At 62.5% G+C, this 20213-nt stretch carries 15 protein-coding genes; 3 read left to right on the top strand and 12 right to left on the bottom strand.

The window, feature by feature from the left end; translation table 11 throughout:
• Position 1 precedes the first annotated feature (1 nt).
• From R2669_RS00745 to R2669_RS00735, 3 genes are all read left to right on the top strand, one after another.
• A complete protein-coding gene (locus tag R2669_RS00745) occupies positions 2–820 on the top strand; it encodes an OmpA family protein (protein WP_316897979.1) in 819 nt (272 codons plus the stop codon).
• A gap of 155 nt (positions 821–975) precedes the next feature.
• Positions 976–1809: a hypothetical protein gene (locus tag R2669_RS00740; RefSeq protein ID WP_316897978.1), complete on the top strand. Its 834-nt coding sequence runs from the start codon at positions 976–978 to the stop codon at positions 1807–1809.
• Between the two features lie 75 nt (positions 1810–1884).
• A complete protein-coding gene (locus tag R2669_RS00735; RefSeq protein ID WP_316897977.1) occupies positions 1885–3438 on the top strand; it encodes a TIGR04222 domain-containing membrane protein in 1554 nt (517 codons plus the stop codon).
• Positions 3439–3443: 5 nt separating this feature from the next.
• Here the strand turns inward: R2669_RS00735 and tssA are convergent, their stop codons facing one another.
• The 12 genes from tssA to R2669_RS00675 form a co-directional block, all read right to left on the bottom strand.
• Positions 3444–4520: a type VI secretion system protein TssA gene (gene tssA / locus R2669_RS00730; protein ID WP_316897975.1), complete on the bottom strand. Its 1077-nt coding sequence runs from the start codon at positions 4518–4520 to the stop codon at positions 3444–3446.
• Positions 4521–4558: 38 nt separating this feature from the next.
• On the bottom strand, positions 4559–4966 hold the full coding sequence (locus R2669_RS00725; RefSeq protein ID WP_316897973.1) for a hypothetical protein: 408 nt from the start codon (positions 4964–4966) through the stop codon (positions 4559–4561).
• Between the two features lie 170 nt (positions 4967–5136).
• Positions 5137–5427 (bottom strand): DUF6708 domain-containing protein, encoded by a 291-nt coding sequence (locus R2669_RS00720; RefSeq protein ID WP_316897971.1) that lies wholly within the window; start codon positions 5425–5427, stop codon positions 5137–5139.
• Between the two features lie 117 nt (positions 5428–5544).
• Entirely contained in the window at positions 5545–6435 is an 891-nt protein-coding gene (locus R2669_RS00715) for a DUF6708 domain-containing protein (protein WP_316897969.1), read from the bottom strand.
• Between the two features lie 48 nt (positions 6436–6483).
• Positions 6484–9618 (bottom strand): T6SS effector BTH_I2691 family protein, encoded by a 3135-nt coding sequence (locus R2669_RS00710; protein WP_316897968.1) that lies wholly within the window; start codon positions 9616–9618, stop codon positions 6484–6486.
• A gap of 4 nt (positions 9619–9622) precedes the next feature.
• Positions 9623–10567 (bottom strand): DUF4123 domain-containing protein, encoded by a 945-nt coding sequence (locus R2669_RS00705; RefSeq protein ID WP_316897966.1) that lies wholly within the window; start codon positions 10565–10567, stop codon positions 9623–9625.
• Positions 10568–10575: 8 nt separating this feature from the next.
• On the bottom strand, positions 10576–13329 hold the full coding sequence (locus R2669_RS00700; RefSeq protein ID WP_316897964.1) for a type VI secretion system Vgr family protein: 2754 nt from the start codon (positions 13327–13329) through the stop codon (positions 10576–10578).
• Positions 13330–13350: 21 nt separating this feature from the next.
• Positions 13351–16074: a type VI secretion system ATPase TssH gene (gene tssH, locus R2669_RS00695; protein WP_316897962.1), complete on the bottom strand. Its 2724-nt coding sequence runs from the start codon at positions 16072–16074 to the stop codon at positions 13351–13353.
• A 39-nt stretch (positions 16075–16113) separates the two neighbouring features.
• Positions 16114–17205, bottom strand: coding sequence for a type VI secretion system baseplate subunit TssG (tssG, locus tag R2669_RS00690; protein ID WP_147217844.1), 1092 nt, complete (start codon positions 17203–17205; stop codon positions 16114–16116).
• Complete coding sequence (gene tssF, locus R2669_RS00685; RefSeq protein ID WP_316897960.1) at positions 17169–19019, bottom strand: type VI secretion system baseplate subunit TssF; 1851 nt, start codon at positions 19017–19019, stop codon at positions 17169–17171. The genes tssG and tssF overlap by 37 nt, the downstream gene beginning before the upstream one ends.
• A 78-nt stretch (positions 19020–19097) precedes the next feature.
• On the bottom strand, positions 19098–19571 hold the full coding sequence (tssE, locus tag R2669_RS00680; RefSeq protein ID WP_009241814.1) for a type VI secretion system baseplate subunit TssE: 474 nt from the start codon (positions 19569–19571) through the stop codon (positions 19098–19100).
• A 68-nt stretch (positions 19572–19639) separates the two neighbouring features.
• Positions 19640–20143, bottom strand: a complete 504-nt coding sequence (locus R2669_RS00675; protein ID WP_009241815.1) for an Hcp family type VI secretion system effector — start codon at positions 20141–20143, stop codon at positions 19640–19642.
• Positions 20144–20213: the final 70 nt, after the last annotated feature.

Genomic DNA, 20213 nt, shown 5'->3' with positions numbered 1-20213 from the left:
CATGGGTCTGGATGCAATCAAGCGCGGCTTCCGGCCTGCAACACTCCTGGCAAGCGCCGCCATGCTGGCCTGCCTGGGCAGCGCCCTGCCCGCCCACGCCGCGGCGGGCGATGCTGCGCCCGTGCCTGGCCAGGTCGTCGCGGGCGGCATGGTGCCGGACGAAGCCACCAAGGCGACCGTGCTGGCCAAGCTGCGCGAGCTGTACGGCAGCGCCAACGTGGTCGATCAGATCGAAGTGGGCAACGTGGTGTCGCCGCCCAACTGGTCGGCCAACGTGCAGAAGATCCTGTCGCCGGCCATCAAGCAGGTGAACCGCGGGCAGCTCAACATCGACGGCACGCAGGTGTCGCTGCACGGCGACGTCGGCAACGAGGCGCAGCGCCAACAGCTCACGAGCGACATGGCGACGGCGCTGGGCCAGAGCTACACGATCAAGAACGGGCTGCGCGTGGCGGCGGTGTCCGAACAGGGGCTGCTGGACCAGACGCTGGCCAACCGCATCATCGAGTTTGAAACCGGCAGCGCCACGCTCACGCCCAAGGGCCGCGCGATTCTGGATGAAATGGCCGCCGTGCTGCCGCGTCTGAACGGCCGCAAGATCGAAATCGTCGGCCACACCGACAATTCCGGCAGCCGCGCATTGAACCTCAACCTGAGCCAGGCGCGCGCCGAGACGGTCAAAAACTACCTGATCGCCAAGGGCGCCGAGCAAGGCACGCTGACCGCGATGGGCGTGGGGCCGGATCAGCCGGTCGCGGCCAACAACACCGATGAAGGCCGCTCGCGCAATCGGCGGATCGAGTTTCGGGCGAGTAAGTGACGCGACAGGACGCTCGCCGGCGGGCACGGTTGCGTGAGCCGTCGCCTGCTGCACCATTGCAGCCGGGTGATGAACGGCGTGCCTCCACCCAGATCCGCCTCGCGTACCACGACCCCACTAGGAGACGGTCGCAGCCAATCGCGCAATTTTCTCCGGTGAAAGAGCGCATCTGGTGGCTCTGGTGCCATTTGGTATGGGCATGGCAGCAGCTTGAGCACTGGCTTGCCAGTCGGCGACGGGGTGCGCCTGTCGCGATCGTCAGCGGCATCATTCGCTCAGTGCAGGTGGATAACGCGGCGTTCAGGGCCTACGAGGCCATGGGATTGAGCGTTGATGCCAATGCGCACAACGCATATGACTACACCGACGATATCTCGCGGGATACCTACTATCGCGTGACTCCCGTCGTCATCACGTTGACCGACGATCGGGTTATCCACTTCTGCGAATACCAGGTCACGGACCGTCGGGTTTCGTCCAATGCACCCTATTTCGCGGGCCTGAACGGCATGCGCGTGCTTGCTGCAGGCTGGTGGGACAACGGCTGTTTTTCAGCGTGGGGCATGCGCTTGACCGGCCGTCGTGAGCCACAGACTGTCTATGTTGCAAAGCGCCCTCGAGACTTGCCCGAACCGCTGGAGACCATACTGTCGCGCAGGAACTCCGGCCTTAGCGAGGCGATCGGCCTTCTCGGTTATTTCAGTGCGCTGATGCTCGTGATCATGCTTTTGGTGGCAGGTAGCGAGTTGGGCCTCGAAGGTGCCAGTTCCCTCACGGGGATGATGGTCGGGATGTTTACCCTCGCGCCGATGTTGTTCGTGATCATTTCACAGACGCTGATGCGCCTGATGGCTGGGCCCCTGCGCTCCATCCCAGAAATGATGGCGGCTGGTGAATACGGCAACCGCCATCTCCGCTTGCGCAGCTTTGACTTCGGCCGCTGTGAGCGCGCGGTATTTGAAGCGTTGGAGCGACATGAAGAGAATTAGTCGTTCGCGGCTAGGTGCATGCAAGCGCGCAGTGTCCTCCCAGCAAGTAGGCATTAACGGTTGACAGCAACGCACATGACACCGTCCGCCCCATCGACCCTGCCCGATTCCGCCCCGACCGAAGCCGATCGGGAAGCCTGCCTGCGCCGGCTGAGCGAGTATTCACCGGACGCGCCCGATGCTCCAGTGCCGTTCAGCCAACGTCTGGCAGAAGCGGAAGGGTGGTCGCGTTTATACACGCTGACCGTCATCGAGGAATACAAGCGCTTCGCGTATCTGGCGGTGTTTGCGGGGCACCCCGTCACGCCATCCGAGGCTATCGATGCGGCCTGGCATCTTCATCTGCAATATTCGAAAGAGTATTGGACGGTGTTTTGCGGAGAAGTCCTGCGCGCGCCGCTGCACCACGCACCCGGCATTGGCGCGCCAGACGAAGACGACACATACGCGCAGCACTACCAGCAGACGATCGATAGCTACCGGCGTACGTTCGGCGTCGAGCCGCCTGCCGACGTCTGGCCGGTGCCGGAACCTGCGCAGCCTGACAGCGCGCCGGAGGCTGCCGGCCCCGCACGGCATGCTCTCAACCCGGTCACGCCGCCACCCGCATCGGCCAATCGCTCGGTCATGCCTTCCGTATGGCTTCTGATCGGAGCCATCCTCATCGTCATCACCACGAACATCGCATCGGATTTCGATGTGCTGAACTTTCCGGGGCCGCGCTTTCTCGCGTTCTATCTCGGCGTGAGCGTGATGGCGTGTCTGCTGATCCGGGGCCTGCATCGCGCGGCGTACGACCGCCGCCCTTGGGGAGCCGCCGATGGCAACGTGCCGCGTCAGCTGACGCCTGTCGAAGCGGCGCTGATTACCGGCGACGCCACACGAATGGCGCAGGTCGCGACGCTGACACTGCTCGACGCGGGTGCGATCCGCGTTGCTTCTCCGGCAAAGAGGAAACGTGACCGAAACACATATGTGGTCGCGAACGAGACACCAATGCCCCAGCGTCATGTCAACGCGTGGACCTGGCTCGCACGGCAACCACAGCGCCGTTCGCCATGGCCGGCCTTTCGGGACCGACTCCTCGACGAAGCCATCGACATGACGGATCGGCTGCGCCACGAAGGTTGGATGTGGGCCCGCGGCGCGATGCGCGGGACGACCGTCGCTGCGTGGGTCATTGCGCTGGCGATGCTGTGGCTCGGGGTGATGAAGGTCTTTGTGGGCTTGTCCCGACAGCGTCCGGTGATGTGGCTGCTGATCGAGGTGGCGTTGTTCGTAATCGTGTACTGGTGCGTGACCGCGCGGCTGATCGGCGTAGGGCGTGCCGGCCCGACCGCCGGCGCCAACGCCACGCTGGATGTTCATCGTCAGCGCAGCCAGCAGGCGCCACGTGCCGGTTTGTCGACGAACGATCTACTGTGGCTGGCGGCGTTTGGCGGCACCAGCGTGCTGGCCAACACAGCGTGGGCCGGATACCGATCGATGATGGGAACCCCCGTCGGTGCCAGTTCCGGCGGCTCCGGAAGCGACACGTCGAGCAACTGCAGCTCCAGCAGCAGTGGCTCCAGCAGTTGCAGCTCGAGTAGCTGCGGATCCAGCGGCTGCGGCGGCTGCTCGAGCAGCTAGCCAGGTCAGCTGGCGCTTTCCGAGGGCGGATCGCCCAGGCCCAGCAGCTCCTCGATCTGCGACAGCGTCGCATCGTCCTTGACCACCGTGCGCAGCCACGCATGCAGCGGCATGTCGCCCCACTTCGCGGCACGTGCGGCGAGGTAGGCAACAGGGCTGTGCGGCTCGGTCTGGCGGAAGAACTCGGCCACATCGCGCAGCTGGTTCAACGCCTGGGCGCGCGTGCGGATGGGGCCGGAAACGACCGTCTCGATGACGGTGCCGGCGGCAGACTGCGTCGCCTGTTGCGGAGCCCCCTTTGCTTCCACGGCGGTTGGCTTGGGCTCCGGCTTGCCACCGAAGCGCTCCACCAACGCGCGCACCGCCTGCAAGGCTTCGCGCGCGGGGCGGAAACTCGGCGCGTGATCACCCGCCCGTGCATCCAGAACGGATTCCAACCGCAGCAGCGCAGCGCCGCAGCCGACCACATCGTCGTGCAGCGTCTTGTAGAACGCGGGCGGCGTTGCGCGCCGTGCAGACTCGAACTGTTCCTGCGTGACTTTTCCGCGCGACAGCTCGTCCGCCTGTTCCGGATCGCGGCGGATGGCTTCGACCAGGCTGGTCGCAACTTCCCAATCGACAAGGCTGTAGCCACCCTTGCCCGCTTCCACGAGCGGCACCTCGCGAATGAGCTGGCTCGAACGCGTGGCAAGCCACGCCATGCTGCCTGTGCGGGCTTCGGGATCGTCGGCTTCAGGCAGCGGATAGATGTGCTCCCAGAACTGCTCGCACAAACCGGCGATCAGTTCGTAGCCCTCGCGCAGACCGGCAAAGCCTCGTTCCTTCGACAACGCCTCGGCCAACCATGCAGCCAGGCGCAGATCCTTCGTGCGGTTCTGCAGCAGCGACGTGCTCTCGGCGATGACCGCGCGCCAGTCAGCTTCCTTGATCTCCGTGACCCACTCGCCCTGATCGAGCGACGGATCATCGAAGCGGCGCGCATCCTGGATGCTGTCGAATTCTGCAGAGAAGAGCATGTCTTCGCCGCAGGGCTGAGCGCCGGGCAGCGGAGCAAGCAATTGGTCAAACGGAAGAGAGGCCATGATCTGAAGCGAAAGAAAACCGATGTGCGATACGAAACTCAGGGCTTGGCGACGCGGCAATCCGCCAGCGCTAGCGTGATACCAACGAACTGGCGATTCAGGCAATCCAGCGTGATGTCCTTGCTGGGCTTGTACGCCGCCAGCTTGTGATCGGGAAACAGCGCCTTGAGCGCGTCACGCTGATCGTCCTGGAACGGCGCGCTCACCTTCAGGTCTTCCGTCACGGCCAGCGTGTTCAGGCTGTCGTCGGACAGCGGATAGACCTGCCCCTTGAAGACCAGGCGGCGACCGTCGTATTTCTTCGACGCGGTCGGCGCGTCCTTGAAATATTCGGTCAGCACCTGGCGGTACGAAACCTGCAACGGGGTGTCGTCCTGAGCGAATGCGGGCGTGACGAGCAACGCGACCGCAGCAGAAGCGGCGGCGAGGCGGGACAGTGCGTTCATATCAGCGTGCGTGAAATGTGACGTCCGCACGCGCGGGGCGGACGGTGGAGATGCTACGCAGGCTTGGGGCGGTTGGGGGGATTGTTTCTAAATCTTCATGTGTGGGCGGGCCCATCGCTCACATCTGCACCGCTGAGCTTCACGGGTGGCGCATCCCGGCACAAGGAAACTCAATTGCGCGAGGCTTGCCCGGTTCGCGAAACGATCTCTGCCGGCCACTTTGGTTCCGGCGCAAGGCGTTGCCCGACGTACTCGAAAATACCCGCAGGAAGAAACAGCCAAAACAGCGGGATCCCAACCGCCGTCAGCAGCACCAACTCAACCGCGTGCATATTGGCGCGAAGCCGTGCGCCTTCTTCTGTCCGATCAAACAACGGATAGAACTCCAGCAGGCACCGCCGGAAACTGATATCGCGCGGGAACGGCCTGATGTCTCGCAGATTCTTTGGCCCCTCACTCATGAAGCAGCGGATAGGGGCCTCTGTGGCTGCAGCTTCGACCCGGTTTCTTGCATTTCAATCACTTGCTGCTATCAGCCCTTTTCCCGGCCTCCGCACAAGGGCTCGACCAGTAACCGGCTAGTGCCTACACGCGAGATTCTCGATCTCTTGGTCACTCAACGCACGGCCCCCTGCTGCGGCAATGATGTCTGGCGAAAAAACTGGCACCTTGCCCACGCCAGAGCGGCGCGGCTTTTCTCCCGGCTGAATCGGAGCACCATCTTCCTCCATGTAGCGGCGGATGTGTTCGTAAAGTCGCCAGAGCACTGCGTCTTCCCACCAGCCTGCGTAGCCGATATTCACGATCTCTTTGCAGAGATTCGGCTTATCCGGCTCGCCCCACAGGAGGGTTAAGAAGTACGTTTCTCTACCTGCAGCCCCCGTAAACTGGGTCATCTTGTAGCTGCGCGCTTTGACCTCATCCCAGGAATAGGTGCGGGGCTTTGCGACGCGCTGTACTTTCCAAAACCGAAAGAAGATGAAGGGTTGAAGCTGGATGAAGCTGACTTGCCGCGTTTTCCTGTTAAAAAGCACAGGCAAGTCCCTTGGCAAGAAGAACACGATCTTGAAACAGGCCACGGCCACAAGAAACGCGATCACAGAACAAAAAATCATTAGTGCGGATGTGCCCATAAGCAGGGGTTCACCCGGATCCCACATCGCAACCCCCGCATACGCAAACATGACCGTGAAAACCGTCATGCTGACCAAGAACAAGGTTCCAAAAATAGTCTTGCCTTCCGATCCTAGCGGGGCCCCGATTTCTATGGCTTCCGGATAGATATTCAGTAGCGATTCGCACGTGCTTCCAACCAAGTGTACAGGCTGATGCTTGTTATCGGGGGCAACGCGCCATGGCTTTCGCTGCGCTTGTAATGCGCGCCTCTTCGTCTTAGGGAACTCGAAATATGGCTCGGGCTGATTCCATTCCGGTAGCAGCACGCGAAAATCAGGATTGCCCTGAGACATCTTGGGAAACCTCACAATATTCTGTTCAACAAAAAGAGGCAGTTGATTTCAAGGCAACTGCTCTTCGACCAGCACATCTCCATCCGGCGATTCAACCCGTACCTTCGCGGATGCACCGCTGAACATCATTGTGTTCAGATCTGCAGACACGATCACGGTATTGCCGTCGTCCTTCACATCAGGACGCCCTTTGTCAACGCCCTCCAATGTCGCTGCCGCACTACCTGGAAAAGCCACCAATCTACTGCCGCGTTGCATCAGCAGAACGGTACGACCGTCGCGGCGCTTTCCGTATATCTGAACGGACCATGTCAATTTCTCACGCAGTGCTTTGTTTAGCGAGAAGCTAAGCCAAGCTTCACGGGACGCTGCATAGTCCGACATCTGCGGCGAGGGCAGGCCACCCATTCCCACGACGGCCATGGAGCGCATGAAATTGTCGCCGATCCCATTTCGATAGCTGAAATCAACGCTGATGCCCAGCAGCAGCTTATTCATTTCCTCTTGTTCTTTGGCGAGACTGCCCCATGTACTCTTGCCCCACACCGTACCCGCAACCCAATCTTCTGCAGGCGTATTCTGGACCATCATGGCGATATAGCCCGCCGCCACGCCTAAGGCTACTAGCAGCAAACCCCAACCCGTCCATGAAAGTCCGAATCCTGTAACGGTGAGCACTCCCATCACATTCGCCACTGCCGCACCACCTGCGAGTGCCGCGCTGAAGAAGAAGAACGCCTGAAAACCGTAGGCTGTTGCAGCAGCCGCGTCACCACTGCGGCGCCGTGAAAACACCTTGGTAAGTGCCGTCACGCCATCAAGGACACTTGAAAGAGCAGAAGCGAAACCCGCCAATACCTTGAGCCCCAAAGTGGCGCCGAGCTTTTCCCACTCCTTTGAAAATGCTGCCGAAAGCTCCGCCAAGGCCGCTGATGAACCGAGGGCAGCTGAGGCCAGGCCCAGAAAAGCTTCAACGCGAACCTCATCATTCCCGTTACGGAGTTTCTCAAGGTTCTCACTCAAACACAGCAACTGGATGACCGCGCCACCAGCCGAGAGAACAGCGCCCCCCTCTTTGAGGACTTTGCCAACTCTGCGCGCGACCTCTTTAAGCTGCTCTCCGCTTTTCGGCAACTCAGCGAGTGTCGTGGTCGTAGCTGTCACGCTTTCAAAAACATAGACATCAACGCGTGCATTGCCCTTGGCACCGGACAAATCCATAGCCAAGACACCACTTCTTGTGACGTTCGTGACTTCAGACTCCCCGACTTTGCGTGTGGCTTTGCCCACATCTCCAGGACTGGTTCTAGCAATTTCGCGCCAGTAAATCTTTGCCTGCTCCTCGCTGACTTGAATACGAGTCGCCCGTATCTTTCTTGTGGTGACGCTCGTCACACTGACCCGAACGATCAGTACCTCCATCTTCCTGAGAAGATCGGGCGCCATCTTCCCGACTTTGGACAGCATGATTCCCGTCGCCCCGGCCAAAGGCATCAAGCCGTACCCCGCCGCAGATGCGAGGATCCGTAAATACGGCAAGCTGTGGGCTAACATGCCGACCAGCTTTCCCCCTTTCGCGTCCTTCTCCAGTTCCTCGATAACGTCGAATAAAGCCTTGGCCTCATCAACGGTCTTTGAACGCTGATCAGACTCTTTGAACCACTCAAAGAAATCCTTCTGGTTGCCCAGCATCGCGCGCACCAACACATTGTTCTTGTCGCGCGGATCGCTCTTTACAAAGTCTGCATACCAACCCGCACCAACGTCAGTAATGGGGCCTCCATATGCCACCTTGCTGACAACGTGTGCGTAGTAGACGCCATCTTGGCGGGTGGTTTCATCGAAATCATGCTCTGTGACAAGCTTACGTGCGGGGCTATTCAGCCAACTACCGTAGTCAACCTCGATACGCGCAAGCAACTTGGCATCGCTCTCGCACGCGTGACCGTATTGCTCTAGGTATTTCGTATAGCCCGTCCCAGCCTTCTTCTGCAACCTCACAGCCGGCAACTCGTCCTGCGGGATGCTGACGGTACCCAACGAAGGATTGGTGTATGTCCCACCAGGAAACATTCCGCCGCCTTGAACCGTATAAGCCTGGGGTATGAACGTCGCGCCGGGGGGCAGTGCGCCCCGGCCTTTCATATCGTCAAACTGCGCCCGTGGCATATATGACTCGCCGTACAGTCCTGGCGTGTTACCCAGATTCTTATACTGCGCGTCGAACAACTCCACCAACGCCTTGATGCTCATCGCTGATTGCAGCTTCCAGTAGCCGTTTTTCGCAGTCAGGATTTTCTTAGCCGCTTGCGGCAATTCCAGCCGAAGCTGGGCAGCCTCATGCGTAGCACCCACCGCATCCGGCACGCTGACCAGCATGGCTTTACTCACATCGAACTGTTTGCCACGCGTCACGATCACAGACGCCTGGCTATAGACGTCCTTTGCTGCCTCCTTGCGCGCCAGCGGCTTGCCGTCCCTATCTAATGGCACGCCAGGATAGGGACTACCAAACAAAGCGGTCGCCACCGTTTGCCTGTCCGCGTTGTATTCAGGTAAAGCTGCCGACAAGCTCGCCTCGGTCATCGGAATACTGCGCTTGCAAGTCGCATTGGGTGCATTGATGCAAGCCATCCGCTGATCGCGGAGCTTTTTGTCGCCGGCGTACTTCGCACGTACTTTGTCGCTCCAGGGGGTATCACTGAAGCCCACCCAAACCTGCCCCGTGTTCAGCGCATCTGGAATCACGAACAGCATAGCCGCGGCATAGCCATCGGTGCGCTGGCAGGAAAACTCTTTGGCCGCGCCCGGTACAGGCAATTGTTCGATCGGAAATGGTGTCAGATAACCAAGTGTGTCGACCTGAAGTGCCTGCCACCCCTTCTGCGCCTTTATCTCGGGGGTATGTGGCTTTTCGTAGTATGCATAGACATAGCCGGCTCGCAACGTCCGCATGACATACCCGGAATAACTGAGCGCCGGGTCCGCGACACCTGGGAGCAGCTTGGCGATAGCGTCATGCTTGCTTGCAGCGTACGACTTCTCGGCAAGTCCCGGCCGTACCAGCAGAATCGGTAACCCAGATTTGGTGCAGGAAGGGCATCCGCCCGCCGAGCATTGGGGAACTCCGATCGCAGCTTGAGTGGCATTTTGTGCATACTTTCCGGTTGCTTCGCCTGCCATGACTTCACTCCACGCTCGCGTAGGTTAACGGGTCAAAAGATTGATGAAGAGCGGGCATATTCGTAAGCTCCCGTCCAATTTCATCCCACGAATCGTCAGGCAGTTCGCTTAAGCGTTGCGCGAGATTGGGAGACTCTTGGCGTGCAGATTTGACCAGCTGCACTACTCGTGGATGCTCGCAGAGCCGCGGGTGAATCTGGACAATATATGCGGCGAGCAGCACGATATCCGCCGCCTGGTCCAGTTCGAGCGACTGCGCTGCCTCAATTGCATTGGCGGCCCGTTGAAGGTAGTCAGGGGGAAGCTCCCGTTGAAACCGACGCCAACCGCGCAGCAACTGCTGGACAAGTTCGCAGTTGCGCATGCGCCTCCAACGCTTCGAATCGATCCGCAGGTAGTTGAGCTGCCAAGCGACCGATTGTTCCACGGTGTGAGGAACAAGCAAATTGAGTCTATCAAGCGTCCACCATTGGCTGATTGGGCCGAGCCACTCCTGCCGTTGCGCTAGATTGGATATGGACCAAATCAACTCAAATACTCGCCGGTCCGCCAATCGAAGATATCGAACGCCGGCAGGCATTCCCACTGGCGTCATGCAACGAGCCAGATGCTTGGCTAACAATTGCGGCTCTACAGCGGAGCGCAGCCACCCGCCGATAGCGAAACCCTCATCGTTCTCCACGTCCACGTCCACTTGTTCTCGCAGGGCGGCCTCTAGACTCGCCTTGAGGGTCTGAACGGCTGCAGGCCTGAGCCTCACAAGATAAGGAGTCTGATGTTCCGCCAGCCACACGGAAGCCATCACAATTGGAAAAATCTCGCAACCGGAATCAAGAATGAAGTCCCGTGCCAGAGGTTCGCGCAGCATTGGATCTACTAGAAGGTATGCACTCTCATCGTCCGCCTGGAGTGACTCACCCAATGTGCGCAGCAAATCTTCGAAAGCCATATGCATCTTCAGAGCGTTGCTGCACCACCCGCTGCCGCGCGTTGGTCGTTCTCGGGGCACGCCTTCAACTCACCCTTCGCCAATTGAGTATCCACGCCCGCCCCACCCGGCCCCACAAACCGATGCCCCGCCCCCTTGAACGTCACCATCCCAGGCGCATGCAGCTCAATCGTGCCATTCGTCACCTTGATCTGCGCACCGGCTGCATTGACGAGCACGTGCTGCTTCGCCTCTGCAGTGACGTTGGCTTGCGTGGAGGCGACCGTCACGGCCTTCTCGGCCACCAGATGGGTCTCGCCTTTGAGGCTCGAAAGCCCGACCTTGCCGCTTGCGGCATGCATGGCGATGCCCGGTGTGGCATCCCCGGCTTGCCCCAGCGATTTACCGTGCGCGTAGAGGCTCAGCCCCTCGGCCACCGCCACTGAAAGATTGCCGCCAGCGGCGACGTTGGTGTCTTGCTTGGCGACCAACGTGGCTTGCGTGCCGGCAACCAGCACCGCATCGGCCGGTGTCGTGCTGAGGATGCCTTTGGGCGCCGAGACTTGCAGATGCGGCTCGCTGTAGGCAACGGCCTGCGCGCCTTCACCGGCGCTTTCGGCGTGACGCAGCACTTCGGTGGTGTGGCGCAGTTGCTTGAGCGCGGGGAGTTCCTTGGCGGCGGGTTCATCGGCCAGGCCGGCTTTCTGCTTCTGCGCTGCGTCGGCGAGGGATTCGGCGAGGTCGCTCACGGCTTCGATCTGGCTGGCGGCATCCTCGCTGTCCTGCAGCGATGCGCTGGTGCCGGCGCTGTGGGCGGTGAGCAGCAGGCCGGCGCCGGCGCGCACGGCGCCGCTGTCGTCGGTTGCAAGCGCTGCTCCGTGGCCTAGATCGGCCTGCCGCGCGCTGTCGACCTGTTCCTTGTGATGACCGAGCACGAGGCCAGTCGCCGCCTGCGTGGTGCTCAGCTGCGTGCGGCCCTGCCCTTCGGAGTCATCAAAGACGAGCTGGTTGTAACCCGACGAGCCCGACTGGCTGCCGGCCAGCGCCTGCGTCTTGATGCCCGACAGCACCGCGTTGTGCGCGTAGGCGCCCTGGCTCTTGCTGTCGCCGGCGAACCACGCGGGAGCGTTGCCCGTGGCGCCGGCTGCGCCGGCCTGGTTCTGGTTGTATTGCGCGTCGGTCTGGCCGCTGCCGTTGTAGGCCGCGCCCACCACGACGGGCCGATCGATGTCGCCTTGCAGGAATTCGACCAGCACCTCCTGGCCGACGCGCGGCAGTGCCACGCCGCCCCAGTTCGGACCCGCCACGGGCGCGGTCACGCGCACCCATGCGCCAAGGCCTGCGCTGGCACGCGCGTTGTCATCACCGGCGGGATGCGATTGGCGGCTGGCTGACCGAGCGCCGCGCTGCCAATGAAACTGCACCTTGATGCGATGGTCCCGGTCGGTATGCACGGGCCCTTCCGCACCCACCACCAGCGCAGTCTGGCTGCCATTGACGGTTGGGCGTGGATGCAGCGCACGGCCCTGCTCATCGCTCTGCTGCGGGCGCACGGGCACGTTATCGCGCACGACGGTGAAATGGTTGCGATAGAACGGCGCGTCGTCGCCTGCGGCATGGTTGCTTCCCGCGGCCAGCACATCGCCGCCGCGCAGTGCACCCAGCGTTTCGGTCAGCACCTGGCCGAAGCGGTCGTTGAAGTTGTTGCGCGCCTGGTGCTTCACGGCCAACACGGCAAAGCGCTGCTCGCCATCGTCATGATCGAAGTGATCGAGCAACTGGAAGCGCGTGCCGGTCGCCAACGTGCGGGCTGTGCCTTCGCCGTCGAACTGCTTGTCGCGCAGCTCCAGCGCTTCCATCATCAGCCGCGCCACACGCTGCGCCTGGTTGTTGTCTTCAAACCAGTACTGACCGGGGTAATCCGTGTCTTGCAACGTCAGCTGCGGGCCATCGTTGCTTTGCTGCTGCGCCCCGAGTTGCGCCGTGCGCTTGGCGTTGGCGCGGTAGTCCCAGCTGGCGATCGACACGGCGTTCGTCTGCCAGCGGCGGGCGCCTTGCCAGCGGTCGATCACGTCTTCGGTGGCGGTGGCATCTGCGCGGCCAAAACGGATGCTCGCCTGTGCGTTGTCGGCAAAGACGTCATTGGAATCTGCAATGACCATGCGATGCACGCCCAGCGCATCGCCGTCCTTGGCTTCGTGCTCGAAGAAATAGAACAGCCCTTCTTCGGCCAGCAGACGCGTGACGAAATCGAAGTCGCTTTCGTCGTATTGCGTGATGACGCTGCGGCGCGTGTAGACCGAGCTGTCGCGCAACGCCCAGCGCCAGGCGGGGACCAGGCGGCCTTGGCCCTGGTAGTCGCCAAACAGGCTGTCGATCACCTCGATGACCGACATGTCCTGGAACAGGAAGCTGTCTTGCCGATGGCGCAGGAACGCGAGCCAAGGTTCGATCACCAGCCGATAGCGCACCAGGCCGCCGTTCGCCCCCACCTGCTCGAAGCGCGTCACGTGGCCATGGAACGGCCGCAGCGCGCTTCGGCTTTGCTGCGTCAGCAGATCCAGCCGCACGGGCTGGCCGAGCAGCTTGGCCGAATCGATGTCAGCGTTGTCGGACAGCGCCGTGAGTTCCAGCCGGAAGCCGCCTGCGTCGATGTGCTCGGCTGCATCCACCTGTTCGGGCAGCAGCACGTTCGGCCCCAGCGGCGTTTCCAGGCGCAGCAGCCGGTCCGCCTGGGAGAACGACGCACGTAGCAGGTTTGCCAACTCGGTCGGAGAGACCATGATGTGCTCCAGCGAAGCGACTTAGTTGATGCGGTACTTGAACTCGCCGTTCTTGCCGACGCCGACCTTGATCTTCTCGACGCTGCCGCCTTCAGCCATGCGCGTCAACACCGACTCGGCGATCTGCGGCAGCAACGTGCCGTTGAGGATGTGGTCGACCGCGCGGGCGCCTGCATCGACTTCCGTGCAGCGTGCGAGCACCGATTCGACCAGCGCGTTGTCCCACTGGAACGTCGCCTTGTGGTTGATGGCCACGCGATCGCGGATACGGCCCAGCTTGAGCGTGATGATCTCGGCCAGCACATCGTCGGAAATCGGGTAATACGGCACCACCTTCATGCGCCCCAGGAATGCGGGCTTGAACGCCTTGTAGAGCGTCGGGCGCAGCAGCTCCGCCAGCGCATCGGCGTCGGGCAACTCTTCAGCAGGCTTGTTCAGGCAGGCCTGCATGATGGCCTGCGAGCCGACATTCGACGTGAGGATGATGATGGTATTGCGGAAGTCGATCGGGCGGCCTTCGGCGTCGTCCATCTCGCCCTTGTCGAAGACCTGGAAGAACATCTCCAGCACATCCGGGTGGGCCTTTTCGACTTCATCGAGCAGCACGACGCTGTACGGGTTGCGACGCACGGCTTCGGTCAGCACGCCGCCTTCGCCATACCCGACATAACCCGGCGGCGAGCCCTTGAGGCCCGACACGCTGTGCGCCTCCTGGTACTCGCTCATGTTGATGGTGATGAGCTTTCGTTCACCGCCGTAGAGAATGTCGGCCAGTGCCAGTGCCGTTTCCGTTTTACCGACGCCCGACGGACCGGCAAACAGGAACACGCCGCGCGGCTTGTTCGGGTCTTCCAGGTTGGCCGTGGCGGTGCGCACGCGCTGCGCGATGGCATCCAGCGCGTGGTCCTGCCCGATCACGCGCGCAGCCAGCAGCGGCTTGAGGTTCAGCACCGTGCGGAGCTCGTCCTTGACCATGCGGCCCAGCGGAATGCCCGTCCAGGCCGAGACGATCTCCGACACGACATGGCCATCCACCTGCAGCGGCACCATGGGCGATTCGCCCTGCAGCGCGCGCAGCTCGGCGAGCAGCTTGGCCAGTTCGTCCTGCTCATCCGTCTTGTCGGCAGCGCGCTTGCGCTTGGGCATCGATACCACGTCGCTGTTGGCGGCCACGGGCAGTGCGTCTTCCTCGCTGGCTTGTGCGGCATCGCTTTCGCGGGCCTCGCGTAGCGCCTGAATGCGTGCGACCAGCGCGCGCTCCTGCGCCAGACGTTCGGTGTTCTGCGCGACACGTTGCTCCAGCTCCGTGCGCTGCTCGTTCAGCGCCTTCAGGCGCGCGTCGTGCTCCGCACCAGCGCTTTGTTCGCGCTCCAGCGCGTTGATCTCGCCTTGCAGGCGTTCGAGCGTTTTCTGGTCGTCTTCAATGGCGCCGGGCGTGGCGCTCTGGCCCAGCGCCACCTTGGCGCACGCCGTGTCCAGCACGCTGACGGCCTTGTCCGGCAGTTGGCGGCCGCTGATATAGCGATGCGACAACCGCACGGCCTCGGTAATCGCCTCGTCCAGCACGCGCACGCCAAAATGGCGCTCCATCAGCCCGGCCATGCCGCGCAGCATGGCGGCCGCCAGCGGCTCGCTGGGCTCTTCCACTTTCACGACCTGGAAGCGGCGCGCCAGTGCGGCATCTTTTTCGAAGTACTTCTTGTATTCGCTCCACGTGGTGGCCGCAATCGTGCGCAGCTCGCCGCGCGCCAACGCCGGCTTGAGCAGGTTGGCCGCATCGTTCTGCCCGGCCTGCCCGCCCGCGCCAATGATGGTGTGCGCCTCGTCGATGAACAGGATGATCGGCTTCGGGCTCTTCTTCACCTCGTCGATCACGTTCTTCAGGCGGTTCTCGAATTCGCCCTTGACGCTGGCGCCTGCCTGCAGGAGCCCCATGTCGAGCGTGCGCAGCGTCACGCCTTGCAGCGGCGGCGGCACATCGTTGGCAGCCACGCGCAGGGCCAGGCCTTCCACCACGGCGGTCTTGCCCACGCCGGCTTCACCGGTGAGGATCGGGTTGTTCTGGCGACGACGCATCAGGATGTCGATCACCTGGCGGATCTCGGCATCGCGGCCGATGACTGGGTCGATGCGGCCATCGCGTGCGGACTGGGTCAGGTCTACGGTGAACTGGTCCAGCGCCGGTGTGGACGTCAACGCCGCGGCGGGCTTGCCACCTTCACCGTGCGTAGCGTCTGCGCCGTCGTCGGCAATGTCCACGGCCTGCTCTTGCTCGTCGGAACCGGCGGTCAGCCGATCGAAGTCGTGCTTCAGGCGGTCGGCTTCAATCTGGCCGAACAGGCGCGAGCCACGTTGCGCGAGCGCCGACAGGCTGGGCTCCGTCAAAAGCGCCAGCAGCAGATGGCCCGAGCGGATGCGCGTGATTTGCGAATCGAGCGAGGCAATCAGCCAGCCGTGCTCGAACAGCTTCGGCAGGTACGGCGAGAACGCCGGCGTGCGCGTGTTGCCGGTCTGGAAGCGGCCGATCTCGGCTTCCAGGTCACGTTGCAGCGCGGCCAGGTCGATGCCGCTGGCGCGCGCGGCCACGGCAAAGTCGCTGCGGCGGTTTTCCAGCAACGCCAGGAACAGGTGTTCGAGATCGACCTCGTAGTTGCCGCGCGCCATGCACAGCGACGCGGCGCGCTCGGCGGCTTGCCGGCTCGTCGCATTCAGCTTGGCGATCAGGGTTTTGAGTGGGATGGCCATGGCGGCAGCGCTCCGGAAAAATCGATGAATGTGTCGGTATCAATGCAGCGGCGCGAGGGTGTATTGCGCATCGCTGCGGTCCTGCTGCGCGGGGCGGGAACACAGGAAGGTGTCCCAGCCCAGGCGCCCGTCGTTGCTGTTGTCCAGCGTGCTGCCGGTCACGTCCTGCTGGCGCAGGATCAGCTTGATTTCGAACTCAAGCGTGGTGCCGCACAGGATGGTCAGCATCTTGCGCAACGCCAGCGCGCCGGAGGCACCCGGCAGGAAATTGCGGTATTGCGCACGCTTGAGCGGGCCGACCCACAGGCGCACGCGCAGGTCGCGCTGCCAGACCCGCGCGCCGGCCAACGCCGTGGCGCCCAGCAGGTTGTTCGTGCTGCCCAGCCGCGTGTACTGCGACGCCGGCACGCGATACCACCCGCCGACGAACTGCTCCACCCGCATCGGCGCCTGGAAGTAATCCGACAGCACGCGCTGCAGGTACGCCGCAGACACCGGCCGATGCCGGATGGCCGTGGCATAACCGGCCAGCGCTTCGTCGAGGATCGGCCCCGGCGTGGTGGAGAGATCGCGGCGCAGCGTCTTGTCTGCCGCACCCGCCAGCGATAGCAGCAGCGGCAGGTAATGCTTGTTGCTGTCGACTTCGTACTGGAACGGCAGGCGGTATTTCTTCCACGCCAGGTAGAACAGCGCCGTTGCCCGGTTCGAGAAGATGTCGAAGAACGCACGCGCAGCGCGGTCGCGCCACAGGCTTTCGCGTTCGGCCACGATTTCGGTGTAGCGCAACGGCAAGGCGCCCTGCCCGCCCAGCATGCCGAAGAACGTGGGCGTGATCGCCAGCGAATCGAGCGCGCCCTCTTCCAGCGCGGCAATGAACGCGGCGTCGGTTTCGAGCATCTCGGCGGTAATGCCCTCGGCCTCGATGTGCTGCAGTTCGCTGGGCGGAAACGACAGCGACAGCGTGTTGCGAAAGCTCAGGCGCGTGGCCAGCGCCTGCTCGGGCGCCGTGCCGCCTTCGCGCGCGAACAACTGCTCCAGCAGGCGCACGGCCTGGAAGAACTGGTACCGGTGCGGCTGCTGGAGCAGCCGCCGGATCACACCAGGATCGATTCGCCGCTGCGGGGTGCGCATTTGACCAATTCCTTGCCACTGCGGCGCGAGACCGCAATCAACTGCACAAAGCTGTTCATGTGGACGTACAGGCCGAAGAAGTGGTCCAGCACACGGATGAACCGGTGCATGCCGGTGCCCACAAAGGCGTCTTCATCCAGCGTGAGCCGCACCTCCAGGCCGCGCACGAAGGTGGCGAACGGCTTGCCGGCCAGCCACTGCGTCGCCGGTTGGTAATCGAGCGCGACGATGCCTTCGATCTGCCGCGCCGAGATCGCGTTGCGCGGCAGGTCGTGCAGGCGGAGCATCTCTTTCAACGTCGGCAAGCCGTTCTGCACGAGCGACAGATGGTTGAGCGCCAGCAGCGAGATCAATCGCCATTGCGCGGCGCGCCCGCCGCCAAACCGCATCGACGGCGTGGGCTTGCGCAGGAAGGTGATGTTGCGGGCGATGGAACTGCCTTCCATCGACAGATCGCCATCGGGCTGGCCAAACGCCAGCGTCGAAGGCAAGTCCCGGTTCGTGCAGGTGACGGTCAGGCTCAGCGTGTCGGTTTGCGGGCTGGCGGGGTCGAACTGCGTATCGACGATGGAAATTTCCGTTTCGAAGCCCGGGCTGCGCTGCGCGATCAGTTCGTTGCGGCGTGCCAGCCAGTAATGGCCCGCGCGGCCGGGCTCCTCGCCGTGATGCAGCGAGTAGAACGGCCGGAACTCCGTCACCTTCTCGTGCGCCGTGGTTTCACGCACCAGTTGCACGTTGTCGATGGAGTAGATGTCAAAGCCGTGGGCGCGCCGGCTGTCAGCCACGACCGGATAAGCGCTGGCCGTATGTTCGATTCGGATCGGATCGGCCTTCTGCTGGAACAGGTTGACCACGGGCGTGCAATGCAGGCGCAAGTGCTCAGGCTGCAGGTTCTCGAGCAGGCGCGCGGCGTGCGAATCGCTGCGCACGTCTTTCAGCACCAGATGCAGCGTCAGACGGCGCACCGGCACGCCCGGCGTCAGGCCGCGCCGCAATGCGGCCAGGTCGATGTCGAAGAAGTTGAATTTCTCGGCAAAGCTGAAGTGCTCGGTCAACAGCCGATAGGCCGGATGCGAGCGTGCCGGGCAATCGATCAGGGATTCGTCTTCGCTAAAGCCGACTTCGTGCAAGGGCACGGAAATCAGGCGCTTCCAGACACCGGCGCGTTCGGCTTCCACGTATCCGGCTGCGGTGTGCAGGAACAGCGCATCGCCCAGCGCCGCCACGAAGGACGGCTCGCCGTCCATGTAGACGCGCAGCTTGTCCATCGACAGCGATTCGAAACCGCCGCGCTCGCCGACGTATTCCAGCGTGATGGCAATGGCGCCCGTCGCGCCTTTGGGCAATTGCACGGCGGCCGGCGCCGACACTGCGCGCTCGAACGTCGCGCCGGCCACGCGCACCGGCGCAAACGTGACGTCGTATGCGGTGCGGAAGCGGCATTCGACCTTGCGCACCATGCGTGTGGTGAGGAACGTGCCGCGCGCAATCGTGACCGGCGCGCTCAGTTGCGCAGCCACGCCGCGCACATCGAAATGCGCCACCGAGCACGACGGAAAGGGCCGCAGGTAGTGCGGATACAGCACCTCCAGCAGCGCCTCGGTAAATTCGGGGTAGTCGTCGTCGAGCTTCTTGCTGACACGTGCGGTCAGGAAGGCAAACGATTCGATCATCCGCTCGACATGCGGATCGTCGCAGCCGTCGCCCGACATGGCCAAGCGGCCGGCGATCTTCGGATACCGCTCGGCGAAGTCGCGCGAGTACCGGCGCAGGAAGGCCAGTTCTCGTTCGTAATAAGGCAGCAGCTCTTCCATTCTTCGTGGCGGTCCGGTGGCGGTCCTGCGGGTGCTTCAGCGTGTTGCGGGTGGTGCGTTGTGCAGGTCCGTGCAGTCTCAGCCGCGTCCGCGCGAAACGGAATACCGCAGCGTCGACGGTTGCAGCATGGCGTCAAAACTCACGGGCTCGCGTGCGGGCCCCACCAGCAGAACCGCGCTGATCCCAAAGCACAAGGCATTGGTCGCGCGTTCATTGATCTCCAGCGACACATTCACATGCTGCAGTCGCGGCTCATGCCGCTCGATCGCCTTGGTGAGCGACTGGCAGATGTAGTTGCGGTCGTAGAAACTGGCCAGGCTCAGGCCGGAAAAATCGTTCAGGCCATACGTGAGCAGCGACCGCTTGCATTCGGGCAAGCCGTGCAAATCCTCTTCTTCCAACACGATGCGCGTGTTGAGCAAGGATTCAATATCGCGTGCCACGGTGCTCTTGAGTTCTTCCAGCGAGAGCTGGCGCAATGCCGTGGGCATGGGCGCGTGCGGCTCGTCGTCGAAGAGCTTGTCGAGCAGGCTGGGTTCGAAGCCTTTCATATGCTGCTAGAAAACAAGATGCCGCAGCACGGCGGCTGCGGCTCTTGTCATCAGGAGAACACCAAACGTTAAACCGAGTAGGTCTTGTCGTTCTTGGTGAGGCTCCAGGCGCCTTGCGAGTTGCCGCCTTGGCCGCCGGCGCTCTTCTGCTGCGTGTACTTCCACTGCACAGCGGCGTAGCGCAGGCTGAAGGTGTCGGTCGGGATGCCCTGGGCGACCACTTGCGAATCGACTTCGCTCAGGATGGCGTTCTTCAGCTTGACTTCGAGGTACTTCACGCGGTTGCCTTCGCCATCTGCGCGGAAGAATTCGATGGTCACTTCACCGAAGGTCGTGCCGCCCGAAGCGTGCTGGTACAGCAGCGGGCTGACGACGTCCAGATCCTTCGTGAAGACCATGTCGCGGTGCTCGCAACGCTCAGCCGTGTGGCCGCCGGCCGTCGAAGCCGTGGCCGAACGCGGCTGGCTGATGGCCTGCGACCAGCTGTTGATTTCGATCCAGTCCTTGTGATCCTTGTCTTGCGACTCCCCCTTGATTGCCGGGCTGTCGAACTTGACGTAGATATCCTTCATACAGAGACCCTCTTCAATAGATTGGTTGTTGGTACTGCAACGGGTAACGAGCGTAACGGGTGGTTATGCC

The sequence above is a fragment of the Ralstonia edaphi genome (assembly GCF_958350185.1).
GTDB lineage: Bacteria > Pseudomonadota > Gammaproteobacteria > Burkholderiales > Burkholderiaceae > Ralstonia > Ralstonia edaphi.
Note: the sequence above shows the minus strand (reverse complement) of the source record. Positions and strands in the feature narration are given on the sequence as shown.